Origin of the sequence: Streptomyces sp. NBC_00273 (assembly GCF_036178145.1) — a bacterium.
Classification (GTDB): domain Bacteria; phylum Actinomycetota; class Actinomycetes; order Streptomycetales; family Streptomycetaceae; genus Streptomyces.
In genome coordinates this window covers 5039445-5054849 of record NZ_CP108067.1, presented here as the reverse complement: position 1 = coordinate 5054849, position 15405 = coordinate 5039445, and the positions used below count along the sequence as shown (strand labels likewise).

Here is a 15405-nt window from a genome sequence, read left to right as displayed (position 1 = left end):
GGCTATGCGCAGGGCCGCGACCCAGGAGTGGTACCAGCCTTGGAGCGGAGTGGTCACTGGCCGGCCGCCTGCCCCGAGAGGAGGGAGTCGGCGTGGCTGCGCAGGGTCTCGTCGACCACGCTGCCGTCGCGCAGGAAGACCACGCGGTCGGCCCAGGCGGCGAACCGCGGCTCGTGGGTGACGAGGATCCCGGCGGCGCCCGCGTCGCAGCGGGCGCGCAGCAGGGCGAGGACGGACTCGCCGGTCTCGGAGTCCAGGGCGCCGGTCGGCTCGTCGGCGAGGACCAGGCGGCGGTCGCCCACGAGGGCGCGGGCGATGGCCACGCGCTGCTGCTGGCCGCCGGACATCTCGTCGGGGAAGCGCTCGGCGAGCTGGCCCAGGCCCATCTCCTCCAGCGCGGCGAGCGCGGAGACGCGGGCCTTGCGGGCGGATATCCCGTCGAGTTCCCGGGGCAGCGCCACGTTCTCGGCGGCGGTGAGGGCCGGTATCAGGTTGTAGTCCTGGAAGACGTACCCGATGCTGCGGCGGCGCAGGGCGGCCAGCTGCTTGCGGCTCGCTGCGGTGATGTCGGTGCCCTCGACGATCACCCGGCCGCTGCTCGGGGTGTCGAGTCCGCCCGCGAGGGTGAGCAGCGTGGACTTGCCGGAGCCGGAGGGGCCCATCACGGCGACGAGTTCGCCGGGGAAGACCGAGAGGTCGATCCCGCGCAGGGCGTGCACCTCGGTGGCGCCGCTGCCGTGCGTGCGCACGAGTCGGTCCAACTGCAGTACGGGCTGCTGGGACTGGGATTGGGGCTGGGGCTGGTCAGGCATGGAGTGTCCCCCCTGGAACGGTGGTTCAGCCACGGCGCGTACGAGCGGTACGGGGCGGGGTGGTGGTGGTCGGGGCCGGGGTCTCGGCTGGGGCGGCCTGGGGCGGTTCGGGTTCCGCGGCTCTCCGGTCGGCCGGCAGGGAGAGCCGGACGAGCCGGGCTTCGCAGTGGTCGAGCCAGCGGGCCTCGGCCTCGGTCTGGAAGATCAATTGCTCCAGGACGAGCAGCCAGGCCACGTCGTCGCGTTCGCGGGACCGGCCGCTCTCGACCGCGGCGAGCGCCGTGGCCTTGAGCCGGGTGTAGTCCTGCATCGCCTTGATCGTGGCGTGCCGTTGGGACTGGATGACGGCGCGGATGTCCACGCCGGGGGCGCCGACGGCCATGGCGAGCTTGATGGACAGCTCGTCGCGGGGCGGGTTGGCCCGGTCGACGGGGCGCCCGTACCACTGGAGCAGCTCGGTGCGCCCGGCGTCGGTGATGGCGTAGAGGGTGTGGCCGGCGGCGTCCTCGCCGTCGGGGGCGACGAGGCCGTCCCGTTCGAGACGGGCGAGGGTCGTGTACACCTGCCCGACGTTGAGCGGCCAGGTGGAGCCGGTGCGGGATTCGAACTCGGTGCGCAGCTGGGAGCCGTACCGAGGACCCCGTTCCAGCAGGGCGAGTAGCCCGTGACGGATCGACATACTCGGTATGTATACCGAGTATGTTCACTCCCGGCAACCGTCCTGAGGCGTACGCCGCGCGGGGGACGCCCGTCCGGAGGGGGAGGTTCGGGCCGCTCAGATCCCCCGGCGCAGACGCATCCCGAGATAGCCGAGACCGAGGCCCATCAGGGCGAATCCGGTGCCGAGCGGCAGTATGTGCGCGGCCAGGTCGGCAGCCCGGTCGTTGGGCGCGTTGCCGAGGGCGGTGACCACCGACGGCGGCGGGCTCGGGGCGGCGACGGCGGCGGTCGGCGGTGGTGACAGTGGTGGCGATGGTGGTGACGGCCGGGTGGGCTGAGTGGGCCGGGCGGGTCGGGTGTGCTCGGTGTGCTCGGTGCGTGGGGGGCGCACCGGCAGCAGCGGCCGGGAGGCCACCGTCAGCTCCGGGTTGGCAGGCTCGCCGACCGGCCGCCCGGGGCGCTCGCGCCCGACCCCGGCGACGCTGCCGGCCAGTTCCTCGTAGGGGTCGTCGGGCGAGGCGGGTGCGGCGGGTGCGTTGACCTGTCGGGCCGGGCCGAGGAAGGGGCCGGCGTACGCGGAAGCGGTGGGCGCGAGGGCGGCGGCGGCGAGGGCTGCGCAGGCCAGCCAGTGCGGCGGGCCGAAGCCTTGGATCACGGGGAGCCCCTCCCGTCCCGAGCCACGAGCTGCTCGCTGCGCGTCAGAGATATGCGCCCAGATTTACATAGTGGGGCAAAGCCGGCATCCCGGACGCCCCATCGGGGTGCCCGGGATGCCGGTGTGTCGGTCTGCGCTGCGCACCGCGCCGCCGGGCGCCGCCGTGTGGCGGCGCCCGCCGCGCTATTCGGGGTTTCCGGTCGACACGGTCAGCGTGTACTCCGTGCCTTCCTTGTCGATCTTCTCGCCGGCGGCCGGGGACTGGAACAGCACCGTGTCCTTGCCGTACACGGCCTCGTCCTTCTCCACGATCTTGTACTTGCCGCGCGAGGCCTGGATGCACTCCTTCACGGAGAGCAGGTTCTTGTACTTGAGGTCCGGCGCCGAGTACTTGCCGGCCTCGCTGTAGTGCTTCACCGGCTCCGAGCACTTCTTCGGGTCGATCGTGCGCGTCAGGTCGGGCCCCTTGTACCCGGCCTTCGCGGAGGCCGACGCGGAGCTCCCCGGGTCCGCCGTGGTGCCGCCCTTGTCCTTGTCGTCCCCGTTCATCGAGATCGCCGCGATCAGCCCGCCGACGGCCAGCAGGGTCACCGCGATCGCGCCGATGACCACCGGCCTGTTCCGCTTGCCGTCACCGGACGCCGCGGACTGCGTGCTCGTCGGGGAGATCGTGTACGGCGGCGGGGTCTGCGGCGCGTACTGCTGCTGCGGCGGGGGCGTGTGCGGGTAGGCGTAGCCGCCCTGCGCGTGCTGGGGGGCCGGCGTCGGTGCGTACGGGGCCGGCGGCGGGGTCTGCGGCGCCTGGTACGGCTGCTGCACCGACTGCGGGGGCGCCTGGTACCCGGACTCCACCGGCGGGAACACGGCCGAGGCCACGCCCGCGCCGCTGCTCAGGGGCCCGTGGCCCTGGACGATGACCGGCGCCCCGGTCTGCCCCGAGCCCAGCACCCGCGCGACCTCGTCCCCCATGGCCGCGGCCGTGGGGAAACGCTCGTTCGGGTTCTTCTTCAGGGCCCGTGCCACCAGCGCGTCCATCGCCGGGGTCAGCGACCGGTTGATGGAGGACGGGGCGACCGGCTCCTCCTGCACGTGGGCGTAGGCGATGGCCAGCGGCGAGTCCGCGTCGAACGGGATCCGCCCGGTCAGCAGCTGGAACAGCATGATGCCGACCGAGTAGAGGTCGGAACGGGCGTCGACCCCGCGCCCCAGCGCCTGTTCGGGCGAGAGGTACTGGGGGGTGCCGACGACCATGCCGGTCTGCGTCATCGAGGTGACCCCCGACTGCATGGCGCGGGCGATGCCGAAGTCCATCACCTTGACCACGCCGCGCTTGTTCACCATGACGTTGCCGGGCTTGATGTCGCGGTGGACGAGCCCCATCTCGTGGCTGGTCTCCAGGGCGGCCAGCACGTCGGCCGTCACCTTCAGCGCCTTGTCCGCCGGCATGGCTCCGTGCCGGCGGATGTCCTCCTCCAGCACCGAGCCCAGCGGCTGGCCCTCCACGTACTCCATGACGATGTACGGCATCACCGCGCCGTCGCCCGCGGCGGCGCCGCCGAACGTCACTTCGCCTTCGCCGGTGTCGAACACCGAGACGATGTTCGTGTGCGACAGTTTCGCTACAGCCTGGGCCTCGCGGCGGAATCGTTCGCGGAAGGACTGCTCGCGGCCGAGGTCGCTGTGCAGCGTCTTGATGGCGACCTGCCGGTCGAGGGCCGAGTCGTACGCCAGGTACACGGACGCCATGCCGCCCGCACCCAGCAAGTCCCTTAGCTGGTAACGGCCACCGGCCAAAGAGCCGCCCGCGTACTGGCCCTGAGTGCCGTCCTGGCTCATGACTGTTGCTCCCCCTCGGGATGTCTTCCCACGCCGCTGGCCGGGCGCACATGGCGCCCAGTCTGCCCGAGGGCAAGCACACGTCAAGCCAGGTACCCGTTCCGTGACCACACGGGCACAGGCGGCCTTGTCCGAACGGTGACCGGTTCCGAGGCTGTAGCGTTCACCGGAGCACCGACGAAGAGGACGACCGCTGAGCGGCGACCGAGAGATACGACGGCGAGGACTGATGGCACCCGAACCCGATGGAAACGGCGCCGGGATGACCGATGGTCCTGAGCAATGGGGCGCCGGCGGCCTGGTGGGAGACGGCCGTTACCGGATGACGCACCGGCTGGGGCGCGGCGGCATGGCCGAGGTGTTCGCGGCCGAGGACGTCCGACTGGGCCGCACCGTCGCCGTGAAGCTGCTGCGCGCGGACCTCGCCGAGGACCCGGTGTCCAAGGCCCGCTTCACGCGCGAGGCGCAGTCCGTCGCCGGACTCAACCACCACGCCGTCGTCGCCGTGTACGACTCGGGCGAGGACCGGGTCGGCCCGAACACCGTCCCGTACATCGTCATGGAGCTCGTCGAGGGCCGCACCATCCGTGACCTCCTGCTCAGCGCGGAGGCCCCGGGACCCGAGCAGGCGCTCATCATCACCTCGGGCGTGCTCGAAGCCCTCGCCTACTCGCACCAGCACGGCATCGTGCACCGCGACATCAAGCCCGCGAACGTCATCATCACCGAGACCGGCGCGGTCAAGGTGATGGACTTCGGCATCGCCCGCGCCCTGCACGGCGCCCAGTCGACGATGACCCAGACCGGCATGGTCATGGGCACCCCGCAGTACCTGTCGCCCGAGCAGGCCCTCGGCAAGGCCGTCGACCACCGCTCCGACCTGTACGCGACCGGCTGCCTGCTCTACGAACTGCTCGCGCTGCGTCCCCCGTTCACCGGCGAGACCCCGCTGTCGGTGGTCTACCAGCACGTCCAGGACGCGCCGGTGCCGCCCTCCCAGCTGCCGGAGGGGCGTCACCTCCCGCAGGAGCTCGACGGCCTGGTCATGCGTTCCCTCGCCAAGGATCCGGACGACCGGTTCCAGAGCGCCGAGGAGATGCGCGGGCTGGTCCAGTACGCGCTCCAGATGCTGCACGACCAGGGGCCGAACACCGGCACCTGGGGCACCGGCCCGGTCACCATGTCCCTGCCGCACGGGCGGGGCGGTGCCGCGCCCACCACGGCGATGCCGGTGAGCGGGACCGGCGGGCAGCAGTACGGGGCGCACGCCTCGACCTCGCAGTTCCAGGCGCCGATGGTGCCGTCGCTGAACCCGGACGACGGTTCGGCCTTCCCCGGCGGTCACGGCCAGGCCGGCAACGGCGGGTACGACGGCTATGACGGCTACGACGACCGCAGTGGCGGCGGCCGCTGGAAGGTGTGGCTGTTCGCGGTCCTCGCGGTCGTCGCGGTCATGGGCGGCGTGGCCTACGCCGTCAACAGCATGGGCAAGGTCGACAACAAGAAGCCCGAGACCACCCAGAGCACCCCGAGCGGCGAGCCGAGCAAGTCCGCCTCCCCGAGCCTCACCCAGCCGCCGCAGACCCAGGACAACCCTCCGGCCACCACCGACAATTCGCCGCCGCCCACCCGCGGCCGGACGCAGAGCTTCAGCCCGACGCCGACGGCCACCGCGACGCACACGCCGACGGGTACGGCCTCGCCGAGCAGCTCGGCGGTGACGAAGTCCCCGACGGCCCCGCCGACGACGCCGTCGACGAAGCCGTCGACGAAGCCCACGGAGACGACTGGCGGTGCCGGCGGCCCTGGTGGCGGCGCCGGTGGTGGCGGCGGCGGTACCAACTCGGAGGAGTGAGACGGACGCACGGACGGGCCCGACGGAATCAATTCCGCCGGGCCCGTTCCCGTATCCGCGTGAGCGCGGGTCAGAGTGCGTGTTGGTACTGCCGGTCCGGAATCCGGGCGAGCGAGTGCACGGTGACGAACTGGGGTTCGATCCGCATGTAGACGGGGTCGAAGACCTGGCCGTCGATGAAATGCGGAACCGGACCAAAGAGCTCCAGCTCGGCGTTGGTGGGCTCGACGACCTGCGCCGTTCCGGTGAACTGGACCGACCAGAGCTCGGCGTCCGGCGAATTGGAATTGTCGGCCCCGTAGGCCACCACACTGCCGTTGCAGGCCTGGTGGTAGCCGAAACCGGAATGCATTCTCAAGAGCACCCCGCCGTCCACCACGATGTGCCGGGCGAGCGCGAGGAAGGGCAGCGCGCGCATGCTGGTGGCCACGCGGCCGTACGGCACCCGGCGCAGCAGTTCGACGGCGTGGAGTTCCTCGGGGGACATGCCGTCCACTCTCGGTCACCGACACCCCGCCGGGGAAGAGCAGCCCGCCCCCAGGACCGGGGACGTTGGTCCCGAATGGAACGCCGGGCCCCGTGGAACCCGGACCGCCGCGGCGCGTGCGGCGGGGTCAGCGCCGTTCGGCCTGCAGGCGGGCCACGTAGGCCGCGGCCTGGGAGCGGCGCTCCATGCCCAGCTTGGAGAGCAGGCTGGAGACGTAGTTCTTGATGGTCTTCTCGGCCAGGTGCAGCCGCTCGCCGATGACGCGGTTGGTCAGGCCCTCGCCGATCAGGTCGAGGATCTTCCGCTCCTGCTCGGTGAGGTGGGCGAGGCGGTCGTCGCCCCGGCCGTTCCTGCCGCCGTCGCGCAGCCGCTCCAGCACGCGGGCGGTGGCGACCGGGTCCAGCAGCGACCTGCCGGCGGCGACGTCGCGTACGGCGCTCAGCAGCTCATTGCCGCGGATCGCCTTGAGCACGTAACCGGAGGCGCCGGCCATGATCGCGTCGAACAGTGCCTCGTCGTCGGCGAAGGAGGTCAGCATCAGGCATTTGACGTCCTCGTCCTGCGAGCGCACCTCGCGGCAGACCTCCACGCCGCTGCCGTCGGGGAGCCGGACGTCGAGGACGGCCACGTCGGGACGGGTGGCGGGGATGCGGACCAGTGCGTCGGTGGCGGTGCCGGCCTCGCCGACGATCTCGATGTCCTCTTCGACCGACAAGAGCTCGTGGACGCCCCGACGCACCACTTCGTGGTCGTCCAGGAGGAATACCTTGATTTTTCCGTCTTCGCGCACGAAGTCAGTTTCACACACTCACCCCTTCCCTGTCGGAGTTACCCGGGATAACGTGCCGTTGTTCCCGGCCCCTGCAAGGCTGTGACCAGTGGTTGTTCCCGTTGCTACGTTTTTACTAGGAAATCCAAGCAAAAACGCAGGTCAAACGGGGTTTCGCAGTTATGCGGCGCACTGGGTAACGTGCATTGCGCAGGGCACTCGCCGGGACACCTGTCACGCCTGAATCCCCGTACGCGAAGCGCACCCACCCCGTGTGCTCGTTACGGATACAGGTGAGCCGCACTGGACCCCGGAGAACCCGGGTGCCGGACCGACGGAGGAGCACACGTGACCGTGGAGAGCACTGCCGCGCGCAAGCCGCGACGCAGCAGCGGCACCAAGCGGGCGGCAGGCGCGGCGAACGCCGCCGCCAAGCCCGCCGCTGCCACCGCGCAGACGCAGGACGCCGTACCTCAGCTCGTACAGCTGCTGACGCCCGAAGGGGACCGCGTCGACAACGCGGAGAACGCCGAGTTCGCCCCCTTCGTCGCCGACATCACCACCGAGGACCTGCGCGGGCTGTACCGCGACATGGTCATGACCCGTCGGTTCGACGGCGAGGCGACCGCCCTGCAGCGTCAGGGCGAGCTGGGCCTGTGGGCCTCGCTCCTGGGCCAGGAGGCCGCGCAGATCGGCTCCGGCCGGGCGCTCAACGACGAGGACTACGTCTTCCCGACGTACCGCGAGCACGGCGTGGCCTGGTGCCGCGGGGTCGACCCGACCAACCTGCTCGGCATGTTCCGCGGCGTGAACCACGGTGGCTGGGACCCGAACACCAACAACTTCCACCTCTACACGATCGTCATCGGCTCGCAGACGCTGCACGCGACCGGTTACGCGATGGGTGTGGCCAAGGACGGCGCGGACTCCGCGGTCATCGCCTACTTCGGTGACGGTGCGTCCAGCCAGGGTGACGTCGCGGAGGCGTTCACCTTCTCCGCCGTCTACAACTCCCCCGTGGTGTTCTTCTGCCAGAACAACCAGTGGGCGATCTCCGAGCCGACCGAGCGCCAGATGCGCGTGCCGCTCTACCAGCGCGCGCAGGGCTTCGGCTTCCCCGGCGTGCGCGTCGACGGCAACGACGTGCTGGCCTGCCTGGCCGTGACCCGCTGGGCCCTGGACCGGGCCCGCCGCGGCGAGGGCCCGACCCTGGTCGAGGCGTTCACGTACCGCATGGGCGCGCACACCACCTCCGACGACCCGACGAAGTACCGGCGGGACGAGGAGACGGCGGCCTGGGAGGCCAAGGACCCGATCCTGCGCCTGAAGGCCCACCTGCTGGCCACCGGGGGCGCCGACGAGGCGTTCTTCACGGAGCTGGAGGCGGAGAGCGAGGCGATGGGCAAGCGCGTGCGCGAGGCCGTGCGCGCCATGCCCGACCCGGACACCATGGCGATCTTCGAGAACGTCTACGCGGACGGGCACGCGCTCGTCGACGAGGAGCGCGCCCAGTTCGCCGCCTACCTCGCGTCCTTCGAGGAGGGTCACTGATGGCTGTCGAGAAGATGTCGATCGCTAAGGCGCTCAACGAGTCGCTGCGCAAGGCCCTGGAGCAGGACCCCAAGGTCCTGATCATGGGTGAGGACGTCGGCAAGCTGGGCGGTGTCTTCCGGATCACCGACGGCCTGCAGAAGGACTTCGGCGAGGAGCGGGTCATCGACACGCCGCTCGCCGAGTCGGGCATCGTCGGCACCGCCATCGGCCTGGCCCTGCGCGGGTACCGGCCGGTCGTGGAGATCCAGTTCGACGGTTTCGTCTTCCCCGCGTACGACCAGATCGTCACGCAGCTCGCGAAGATGCACGCGCGCGCCCTGGGCAAGGTCAAGATGCCCGTCGTCGTGCGCATCCCGTACGCGGGCGGCATCGGCGCGGTCGAGCACCACAGCGAGTCCCCCGAGGCGCTCTTCGCGCACGTGCCGGGCCTCAAGGTGGTCTCCCCCTCGAACGCGAGCGACGCCTACTGGATGCTCCAGCAGGCGATCCTCAGCGACGACCCGGTGATCTTCTTCGAGCCGAAGCGCCGCTACTGGGACAAGGGCGAGGTCGACTTCGACGCCATCCCCGGTGAGCTGCACAAGGCGCGCGTGAGCCGCGAGGGCTCGGACGTCACCCTGGCCGCCTACGGCCCGATGGTGAAGGTCTGCCTGGAGGCCGCGGCCGCTGCCGCCGAGGAGGGCAAGTCGGTGGAGGTCCTCGACCTGCGCTCGATGTCGCCGGTCGACTTCGACGGGATCCAGGCCTCGGTCGAGAAGACCCGTCGGCTCGTGGTCGTCCACGAGGCGCCGGTGTTCCTCGGCGTGGGCGCGGAGGTCGCCGCCCGCATCACGGAGCGGTGCTTCTACCACCTGGAGGCGCCGGTCCTGCGCGTGGGCGGTTTCCACGCCCCGTACCCGCCGGCCCGCCTGGAGGACGAGTACCTGCCCGGCCTGGACAGGGTGCTCGACGCCGTCGACCGCTCGCTGGCGTACTAGGAGACCCGCGTCATGACCATCCGCGAATTCAAGATGCCCGATGTGGGCGAGGGCCTCACCGAGGCCGAGATCCTCAAGTGGTACGTCCAGCCGGGCGACACGGTCACCGACGGCCAGGTCGTCTGCGAGGTCGAGACCGCCAAGGCCGCCGTGGAACTGCCGATCCCGTTCGACGGCGTCGTGCACGCGCTCCTCTTCGAGGAGGGCACCACGGTCGACGTCGGCCAGGTGATCATCTCGGTGCAGACCGGCGAGGCGGAGGCCCCGGCCCCCGCTGCCGCGGCGGCAGAGGCTCCGGCCGCCGCCGAGCCGGCCCCGGCCGCCCGCCAGCCCGTCCTGGTCGGCTACGGAGTCTCCGAGTCCTCCACCAAGCGCCGCCCGCGCAAGGCCGCTCCGGCGCCCGCCGTGGCCGCGCAGAACGGCACGACGGCCCCGGTGGCCGCCCCGGAGGCCCCGGCCGCCCCGGCGCCGCTCCCCGCCGTTCCGGCACAGCCGACCGGCGAGCGGCCGCTGGCCAAGCCGCCGGTGCGCAAGCTCGCCAAGGACCTCGGCATCGACCTGGCCTCGGTGGTCCCCACCGGTGACGGCGGGGTCGTGACCCGGGAGGACGTGCACGCTGCGGCCGCCGCGGCGATCACCCCGCAGGCCGCCGCGCCCGCGGCGGCTCCGGCCGTCGCCCCGGCCGCAGCGGCCGCGCCCGTCGCGGTGGCCGCGGCCCCCGCGGCCGACGCCTCGGCGCGGGAGACCCGCATCCCGGTCAAGGGCGTCCGCAAGGTCACCGCGCAGGCCATGGTCGGCTCGGCCTTCACCGCGCCGCACGTCACCGAGTTCATCACCTTCGACGTGACGCGCACGATGAAGCTGGTCCAGGAGCTCAAGGCCGACCCGGACCTCGCAGGGCTGCGGATCAACCCGCTGCTGCTCATCGCCAAGGCCGTGCTGGTGGCCATCCGCCGCAACCCGGACGTCAACGCGTCCTGGGACGAGGCGGCCCAGGAGATCGTGCTCAAGCACTACGTCAACCTGGGCATCGCGGCGGCCACTCCGCGCGGGCTGATCGTCCCGAACATCAAGGACGCGCACGCCAAGACCCTCGGCGAGCTGTCGGAGTCCCTGTCCTCGCTGGTCGCCACGGCCCGCGACGGCAAGACCTCCCCGGCGGACATGCAGAACGGCACGATCACCATCACCAACGTCGGCGTCTTCGGCGTCGACACCGGTACGCCGATCCTGAACCCCGGCGAGTCCGCGATCCTCGCGGTCGGCGCGATCAAGCTCCAGCCGTGGGTCCACAAGGGCAAGGTGAAGCCCCGCCACGTCACCACCCTGGCGCTGTCGTTCGACCACCGTCTCATCGACGGCGAGCTCGGCTCCAAGTTCCTCGCCGACATCGCGGCGGTCCTGGAACACCCCCGCCGCCTGGTCACCTGGTCGTAGCGGCACGTACGACGCCCCACCCGATGGCCGGTCTCCCCTGCGGAGGCCGGCCATCGGCCGTGCGCAACGAAGGAACGTCCCGCAGGAGCGGTGCGAAGGAGCGGTGCGGTGGAAGAGCACGTCCCGGCGGCACCCGTGGCGTCGGAGACGACGCTCGTACGGGAGGTCTTCGGACCGCTCGGCGGCCTCGTCGAGTGCGGCGCGGCGCTGGAATCGGCGTCGGTGGGCGAGTTCGTCGCGCGTCACCGCGGCGAACTGGACCGGCTGCTGGACGTGGTGCGGCGGCTGGGCGCCTTCCACGACGCGTCGATGGAGATCATGGACGGGCTCGGGTACCTGCGCGAGCACGAGGTTGCGCCGGCCGTCCTGCTGATGTGGTCGGGGGGCATCGAGGAGCTGACCCCGGACCTCGGCGCGCCGGAAACCGTTCGCCGCATGGCTCGGGCGGGCGCCGACCGCCAGTTGGCGCACTTCCTCCAGGCGCTGGTGGGGGTGGCGGCCCTGCGCGGCGGCGACGACGTGCAGGGCCGGGCCCGGGAGATCGCGGAGGTGATCGGCGCGGCGTGCACGTGGGGCGGGGCCGGCCGTGGACGGTCGCTCCACGAGGTGTTCCTGATGTGGAGGGTCGCGTTCTTGCCCGGGCTCCTGATGCCCCCGTCGGGCTCGGCGGAGCCCTTCAAGCGGCGCCTGCGGGAGTACGCCCACGTCCTGGAAGGGATCGTGGAACAGGGGGAGCGCCCGGGCTGTGGGGGAAACCCCTGGTCAGCGGGGTGAACCCCGTGTGATCATCGCCAGATGATCTTTCGTGCTGCCACCGCGGACCCCGCGGACCTGGACCGTGCCGTTGCCCATCCGGCCGACGGGCCCGTGCCCGCCCTGACCGCCGAGCGGATCCGTGAGGAGCTCGCGGAGAACCAGATCCGGCCCGAGTGGATCTGGTTCGCCGAGGACGAGGACGGGCGGATCCTCGCCCGCGCCCTGTGGTGGGGTCGCGCCGACAGCGAGCGGCCCGTCGCGCTCGACTGCCTCCAGGTGCGCGAGGACGTGGCAGACCCGGCCGGGGTCGCCGCCGGGCTGCTGGAGGCCGGGCACGCCGCCTTCGGCACGCGGCCGGGCTACAACATCTCCCTGCCGCGCGGCTGGCGGGAGCAGCCGGAGCTGGCCGCGGCGGTCGCCTGGCGCCAGGAGGCCGCGGCCGAGGCGGGCCTGACGCGCGAGATCGAGCGCCTGCGCTACGAGTGGACCCCGGCCGCCGGGACGGCCGGGCCCACCGGCCGGCTCGTCTTCCGCGAGGGAACGGACGAGGAGATGCTGGACGCCTTCGTCCGGCTCTCCCAGGGCAGCCTCGACCTGGCCACGCAGCACGAGCTGGAGCTGATGGACGCCGAGCAGTTGGCCCGCGAGGACTTCGACTTCTACCTCGACTGCCCCGGCGAGCGCTCCTGGTGGCGCCTGGCCCACCTCCCGGACGGCCGCCTCGCGGGCCTGGCCGTCCCGTCGGCGACCCCGTACCACCGCAACGTCGGCTACCTGGGCGTCGTACCGGAGCAGCGCGGCCAGGGCCTGATCGACGAGATCCTGGGCGAGATCACCCGCTTCCACGCCGCCGCGGGCGCCGGGCGCATCACCGCGACCACCGACACCGTCAACGCGCCGATGGCCGCCGCCTTCGACCGCGCCGGCTACGAGGTCACCGAGATCCGCCTCGTCCTGGAGGCACCGTCCGGGTGAAACCTCCACGGCTGGAACCTCCACGGCTCCCGTGAGCGCGTGCGGCCGCCCCGGGAGGTAACCTCCGCCCGGGGAAGGGGGCGCGGGTGTCCATCGCCGAATTGCAGGTGTACTCCGTCGAGGAGGCCGACGTCACGGGCGGCGTGTGCGTGGTCCGGTGCGTCGGCGGGGTGGCGCGGGCCGGACAGGTCTACGCCGTCGGGGAATCCAGGATCGGCCTGCGCCGCATCGAACGCCACGGGCGGGCCGTCGGCTCCTTCGACGCCGGGCACGTCGCGAAGGTCCACCTCGCCGGCGCCATGGTCGCGCTGCTCACCCGGGGGCAGGTGCTGACCTCGGTGCCGCCCGACGGGCACGCGCTGGAGGAGCTGGAGGCCTGGCTGGCCACCGACCCGCCGCTGCGCGACGAACCGCACCCGCGGACCCTGCGCGTCCTGGCCGGGGTGCGGATGCGGGACGAGCGGCTGCCGGACGGGATCCGGCTGCGCTGGGGCCGGATCGCGCTGGCCGCCACCCACCGCTGCGCGCGGGCCGAAGGCGGGCCCGATCTGCTCCGGGCGCCAGAACTGGCCTGCGTACAGGTCTACTTGATCCAGCAGTTCGGTCCGGACCGGGGCGGTGACCCGGCCGCCCTGTGCCGGGAGCTGCTGGCGTTGATCGACCTGACCCCGGAGCAGGCCGCGGCCCAGGGCCGGGCCTGGCGGGACCTCCCGTACCACCGGATCCGGCACCTGCGCCGGATCAAGAGCCTGGTCCCGTGGCTGGTGCTCGTACGGCCCCACCTCGCGGACGCCGACCCCGCGGCGCGGGCGGTCGACGCCTGGGCGACGGTCCGGCCCGACCTTCCCTAGGTCGGACCGCACGCCGTCGGGTCTACCGGGCCGCGTTGCCGAGGACCTTGGTCGGGGTGATGCGGACGACCACGCGGACGTCCTCGGCCGGGGCCTGCGCGTACTCCTTGCCGGCGCCCGGGCCCATGTACTCCTCGGCGATCCGGACGGCCACCGCCCGGCCGATGTCCTCGGTGACGGTGGCCGTGCCGCGGATCTCCGCGTAGAGGAAGGGATTGGCCAGGTCGAAGACGGTGAGCCCGACCCGCCCGTCCCGGACGATGTTGCGCTCCTTGCGGCGGCCCTGCTCGGTGGAGACCAGCAGGTCGCCGCCGTCGCGGGTCACCCAGATCACCGAACTCTGCGGACTTCCGTCGGGGTTGATGGTCGACAGGACGGCGGGGTGCGGCGCGTCGAGCAGCCCACGCACGGTCTCGTTCAGCTCAACAGTCATGGCGGCGAGGCTAGTCGGGGAGCCGGTGGCCCGCCGCCGGTTTCCGGCCGCGGCCGCCGACTACCCGAGGTCGGACACCGTCCGGACGGCCGGGGGGAACGGCCTAGTTCCAGGGGATGTTGAGCCAGGGACTGGCCGGGTCCGTCGTCAGTGCGAGGTGGGCGGCGAGGGCGGTCGTGTACCAGGTGCCGAACTCCTCCTCGTCGAAGTGCAGGCACCGGCCGAGGACGTACCCGGCGGAGAACTCCGCCCACGAGCGGTACGTGTCGCGTGCGGACTCCCCGGCGCGCAGTACGGCCTTCTCGGCCTCGGCGACGGTCCCGTAGCGGCAGCCGACGCCCCAGCGGGCCATCTGCGAGGCCCGGCCGATGTCCCAGCCCTCCACGGAGCGGACCCAGCCGTCCTCGGGGAGTAGTCCGTCGGCCCGGAAGCGCTGCTCGTAGCGGGTGATCCGGCCGATCAGGCGTTTGACGCCGGCTATTTCCCCCTCGACCTCGGCGACCGGCCGCGGCTGGGCGACGGTGACCCCGTCGGGGGTGAGCTGCGGTTCGGCGGCGCGTTCGGCGCCGCGGCGCAGGGCGGCCTCGGCGGCGTGCCGCCAGTGCTCGATGTCCACCGGCCCGGCGAAGTCGGAGGCGAGGGCCCGGCGGACGCGGAGCGCGTACTCCCAGACGGGGCTGACCATCCCGCACTCCAACAGCGCCTCCAGGGTGGAGAGCCAGTCGGGCCGGTCGGTGATGCTCCAGCTCTTCGCGACGCGGCGGCGCTCGTACTGGTAGCCGCTGCCGTGGTAGGCGAGGGAGTTCCAGAACTCGCCGTTCGTGACGGCGAGATGGCCGCCGACGGCGAGACCGTGGGCGACGGGCCCGTGCAGCGGGCCGCCGGTGAACAGGGCGTGGACCTTGCCCTCGGGCAGGCCGTAGTGGGGGGCGGCCTCCGCGTGGGTGCGCCAGCGGGCCAGGTCGGCGGGGGTGGTGGTGAGGTAGGCCTCGGCGGGGGAGCCCGGGTTGACGGCGAGGAAGGCGGGGTCGTCGGCGGCCCAGACCTTGGCGAACCAGCGCAGGCTGCGCGATTCGTAGACCGTCTCGGGGGTGGGGGCGGGCAGCATGCCGGCGGTGTGGACGACGAGCATCCGGTCCGGGGTGGCGTGGAAGAACACCGAGTCGGGGTGCGCGTCGGACTGTGCGCGGGACTGCGCCACGTACAGCGGCGTACGGGCCAGCACGTCGAAGTACGCGGCCCAGTTGCCGGCGGTCTTGGCCTCGTACAGCTCTCTCTCGATGGCGCTCGGTGCGCTCCACGTCCCCATACGGCCCGACCCTATACGGGCCTCCGCCGGGCTCCCGGC

General features: G+C 72.3%; 15 protein-coding genes. 7 read left to right on the top strand and 8 right to left on the bottom strand.

Going from position 1 to position 15405, the window contains the following annotated elements; translation table 11 throughout:
* Nucleotides 1-53: 53 nt before the first annotated feature.
* From OG386_RS22135 to OG386_RS22120, 4 genes are all read right to left on the bottom strand, one after another.
* Nucleotides 54-812 carry an ABC transporter ATP-binding protein gene (locus tag OG386_RS22135; RefSeq protein ID WP_328789594.1) on the bottom strand — a complete coding sequence of 253 codons (759 nt, stop codon included), beginning with the start codon at nucleotides 810-812 and terminating at the stop codon, nucleotides 54-56.
* Nucleotides 813-837: 25 nt separating this feature from the next.
* The gene (locus OG386_RS22130; protein WP_327384273.1) at nucleotides 838-1491 is read right to left on the bottom strand and encodes a PadR family transcriptional regulator; all 654 of its coding nucleotides are present in this window, start codon (nucleotides 1489-1491) and stop codon (nucleotides 838-840) included.
* 96 nt (nucleotides 1492-1587) lie between these two features.
* A complete protein-coding gene (locus OG386_RS22125) occupies nucleotides 1588-2127 on the bottom strand; it encodes a hypothetical protein (protein WP_328789593.1) in 540 nt (179 codons plus the stop codon).
* A gap of 183 nt (nucleotides 2128-2310) precedes the next feature.
* Nucleotides 2311-3963, bottom strand: a complete 1653-nt coding sequence (locus OG386_RS22120; RefSeq protein ID WP_328789592.1) for a protein kinase domain-containing protein — start codon at nucleotides 3961-3963, stop codon at nucleotides 2311-2313.
* Nucleotides 3964-4192: 229 nt separating this feature from the next.
* Between OG386_RS22120 and OG386_RS22115 the strand changes: the two genes are divergently transcribed.
* The gene (locus OG386_RS22115; RefSeq protein ID WP_328789591.1) at nucleotides 4193-5818 is read left to right on the top strand and encodes a protein kinase domain-containing protein; all 1626 of its coding nucleotides are present in this window, start codon (nucleotides 4193-4195) and stop codon (nucleotides 5816-5818) included.
* Nucleotides 5819-5888: 70 nt separating this feature from the next.
* Here the strand turns inward: OG386_RS22115 and OG386_RS22110 are convergent, their stop codons facing one another.
* Complete coding sequence (locus OG386_RS22110; protein WP_328789590.1) at nucleotides 5889-6305, bottom strand: pyridoxamine 5'-phosphate oxidase family protein; 417 nt, start codon at nucleotides 6303-6305, stop codon at nucleotides 5889-5891.
* Between the two features lie 127 nt (nucleotides 6306-6432).
* Nucleotides 6433-7095 (bottom strand): response regulator transcription factor, encoded by a 663-nt coding sequence (locus OG386_RS22105; RefSeq protein WP_328789589.1) that lies wholly within the window; start codon nucleotides 7093-7095, stop codon nucleotides 6433-6435.
* Between the two features lie 327 nt (nucleotides 7096-7422).
* On the opposite strand from OG386_RS22105, the gene pdhA reads away from it, so the two are divergent.
* The 6 genes from pdhA (at nucleotide 7423) to OG386_RS22075 (ending at nucleotide 13624) form a co-directional block, all read left to right on the top strand.
* Nucleotides 7423-8625 carry a pyruvate dehydrogenase (acetyl-transferring) E1 component subunit alpha gene (gene pdhA, locus OG386_RS22100; protein WP_033214801.1) on the top strand — a complete coding sequence of 401 codons (1203 nt, stop codon included), beginning with the start codon at nucleotides 7423-7425 and terminating at the stop codon, nucleotides 8623-8625.
* Entirely contained in the window at nucleotides 8625-9605 is a 981-nt protein-coding gene (locus OG386_RS22095; RefSeq protein WP_030010542.1) for an alpha-ketoacid dehydrogenase subunit beta, read from the top strand. Before pdhA ends, OG386_RS22095 begins: the two co-directional genes overlap by 1 nt.
* Before the next feature lie 12 nt (nucleotides 9606-9617).
* Complete coding sequence (locus tag OG386_RS22090) at nucleotides 9618-11042, top strand: dihydrolipoamide acetyltransferase family protein (protein WP_328789588.1); 1425 nt, start codon at nucleotides 9618-9620, stop codon at nucleotides 11040-11042.
* A gap of 108 nt (nucleotides 11043-11150) precedes the next feature.
* Nucleotides 11151-11816 carry a hypothetical protein gene (locus OG386_RS22085; RefSeq protein WP_328789587.1) on the top strand — a complete coding sequence of 222 codons (666 nt, stop codon included), beginning with the start codon at nucleotides 11151-11153 and terminating at the stop codon, nucleotides 11814-11816.
* A 21-nt stretch (nucleotides 11817-11837) separates the two neighbouring features.
* Entirely contained in the window at nucleotides 11838-12773 is a 936-nt protein-coding gene (locus OG386_RS22080) for a GNAT family N-acetyltransferase (RefSeq protein ID WP_328789586.1), read from the top strand.
* A gap of 86 nt (nucleotides 12774-12859) precedes the next feature.
* Nucleotides 12860-13624, top strand: coding sequence for a hypothetical protein (locus tag OG386_RS22075; RefSeq protein WP_328789585.1), 765 nt, complete (start codon nucleotides 12860-12862; stop codon nucleotides 13622-13624).
* 22 nt (nucleotides 13625-13646) lie between these two features.
* Here the strand turns inward: OG386_RS22075 and OG386_RS22070 are convergent, their stop codons facing one another.
* Together OG386_RS22070 and OG386_RS22065 are read right to left on the bottom strand one after the other, a co-directional pair.
* The gene (locus OG386_RS22070) at nucleotides 13647-14057 is read right to left on the bottom strand and encodes a PPOX class F420-dependent oxidoreductase (protein WP_266594675.1); all 411 of its coding nucleotides are present in this window, start codon (nucleotides 14055-14057) and stop codon (nucleotides 13647-13649) included.
* A gap of 103 nt (nucleotides 14058-14160) precedes the next feature.
* Nucleotides 14161-15366: a DUF1266 domain-containing protein gene (locus OG386_RS22065; RefSeq protein ID WP_328789584.1), complete on the bottom strand. Its 1206-nt coding sequence runs from the start codon at nucleotides 15364-15366 to the stop codon at nucleotides 14161-14163.
* Nucleotides 15367-15405 lie beyond the last annotated feature (39 nt).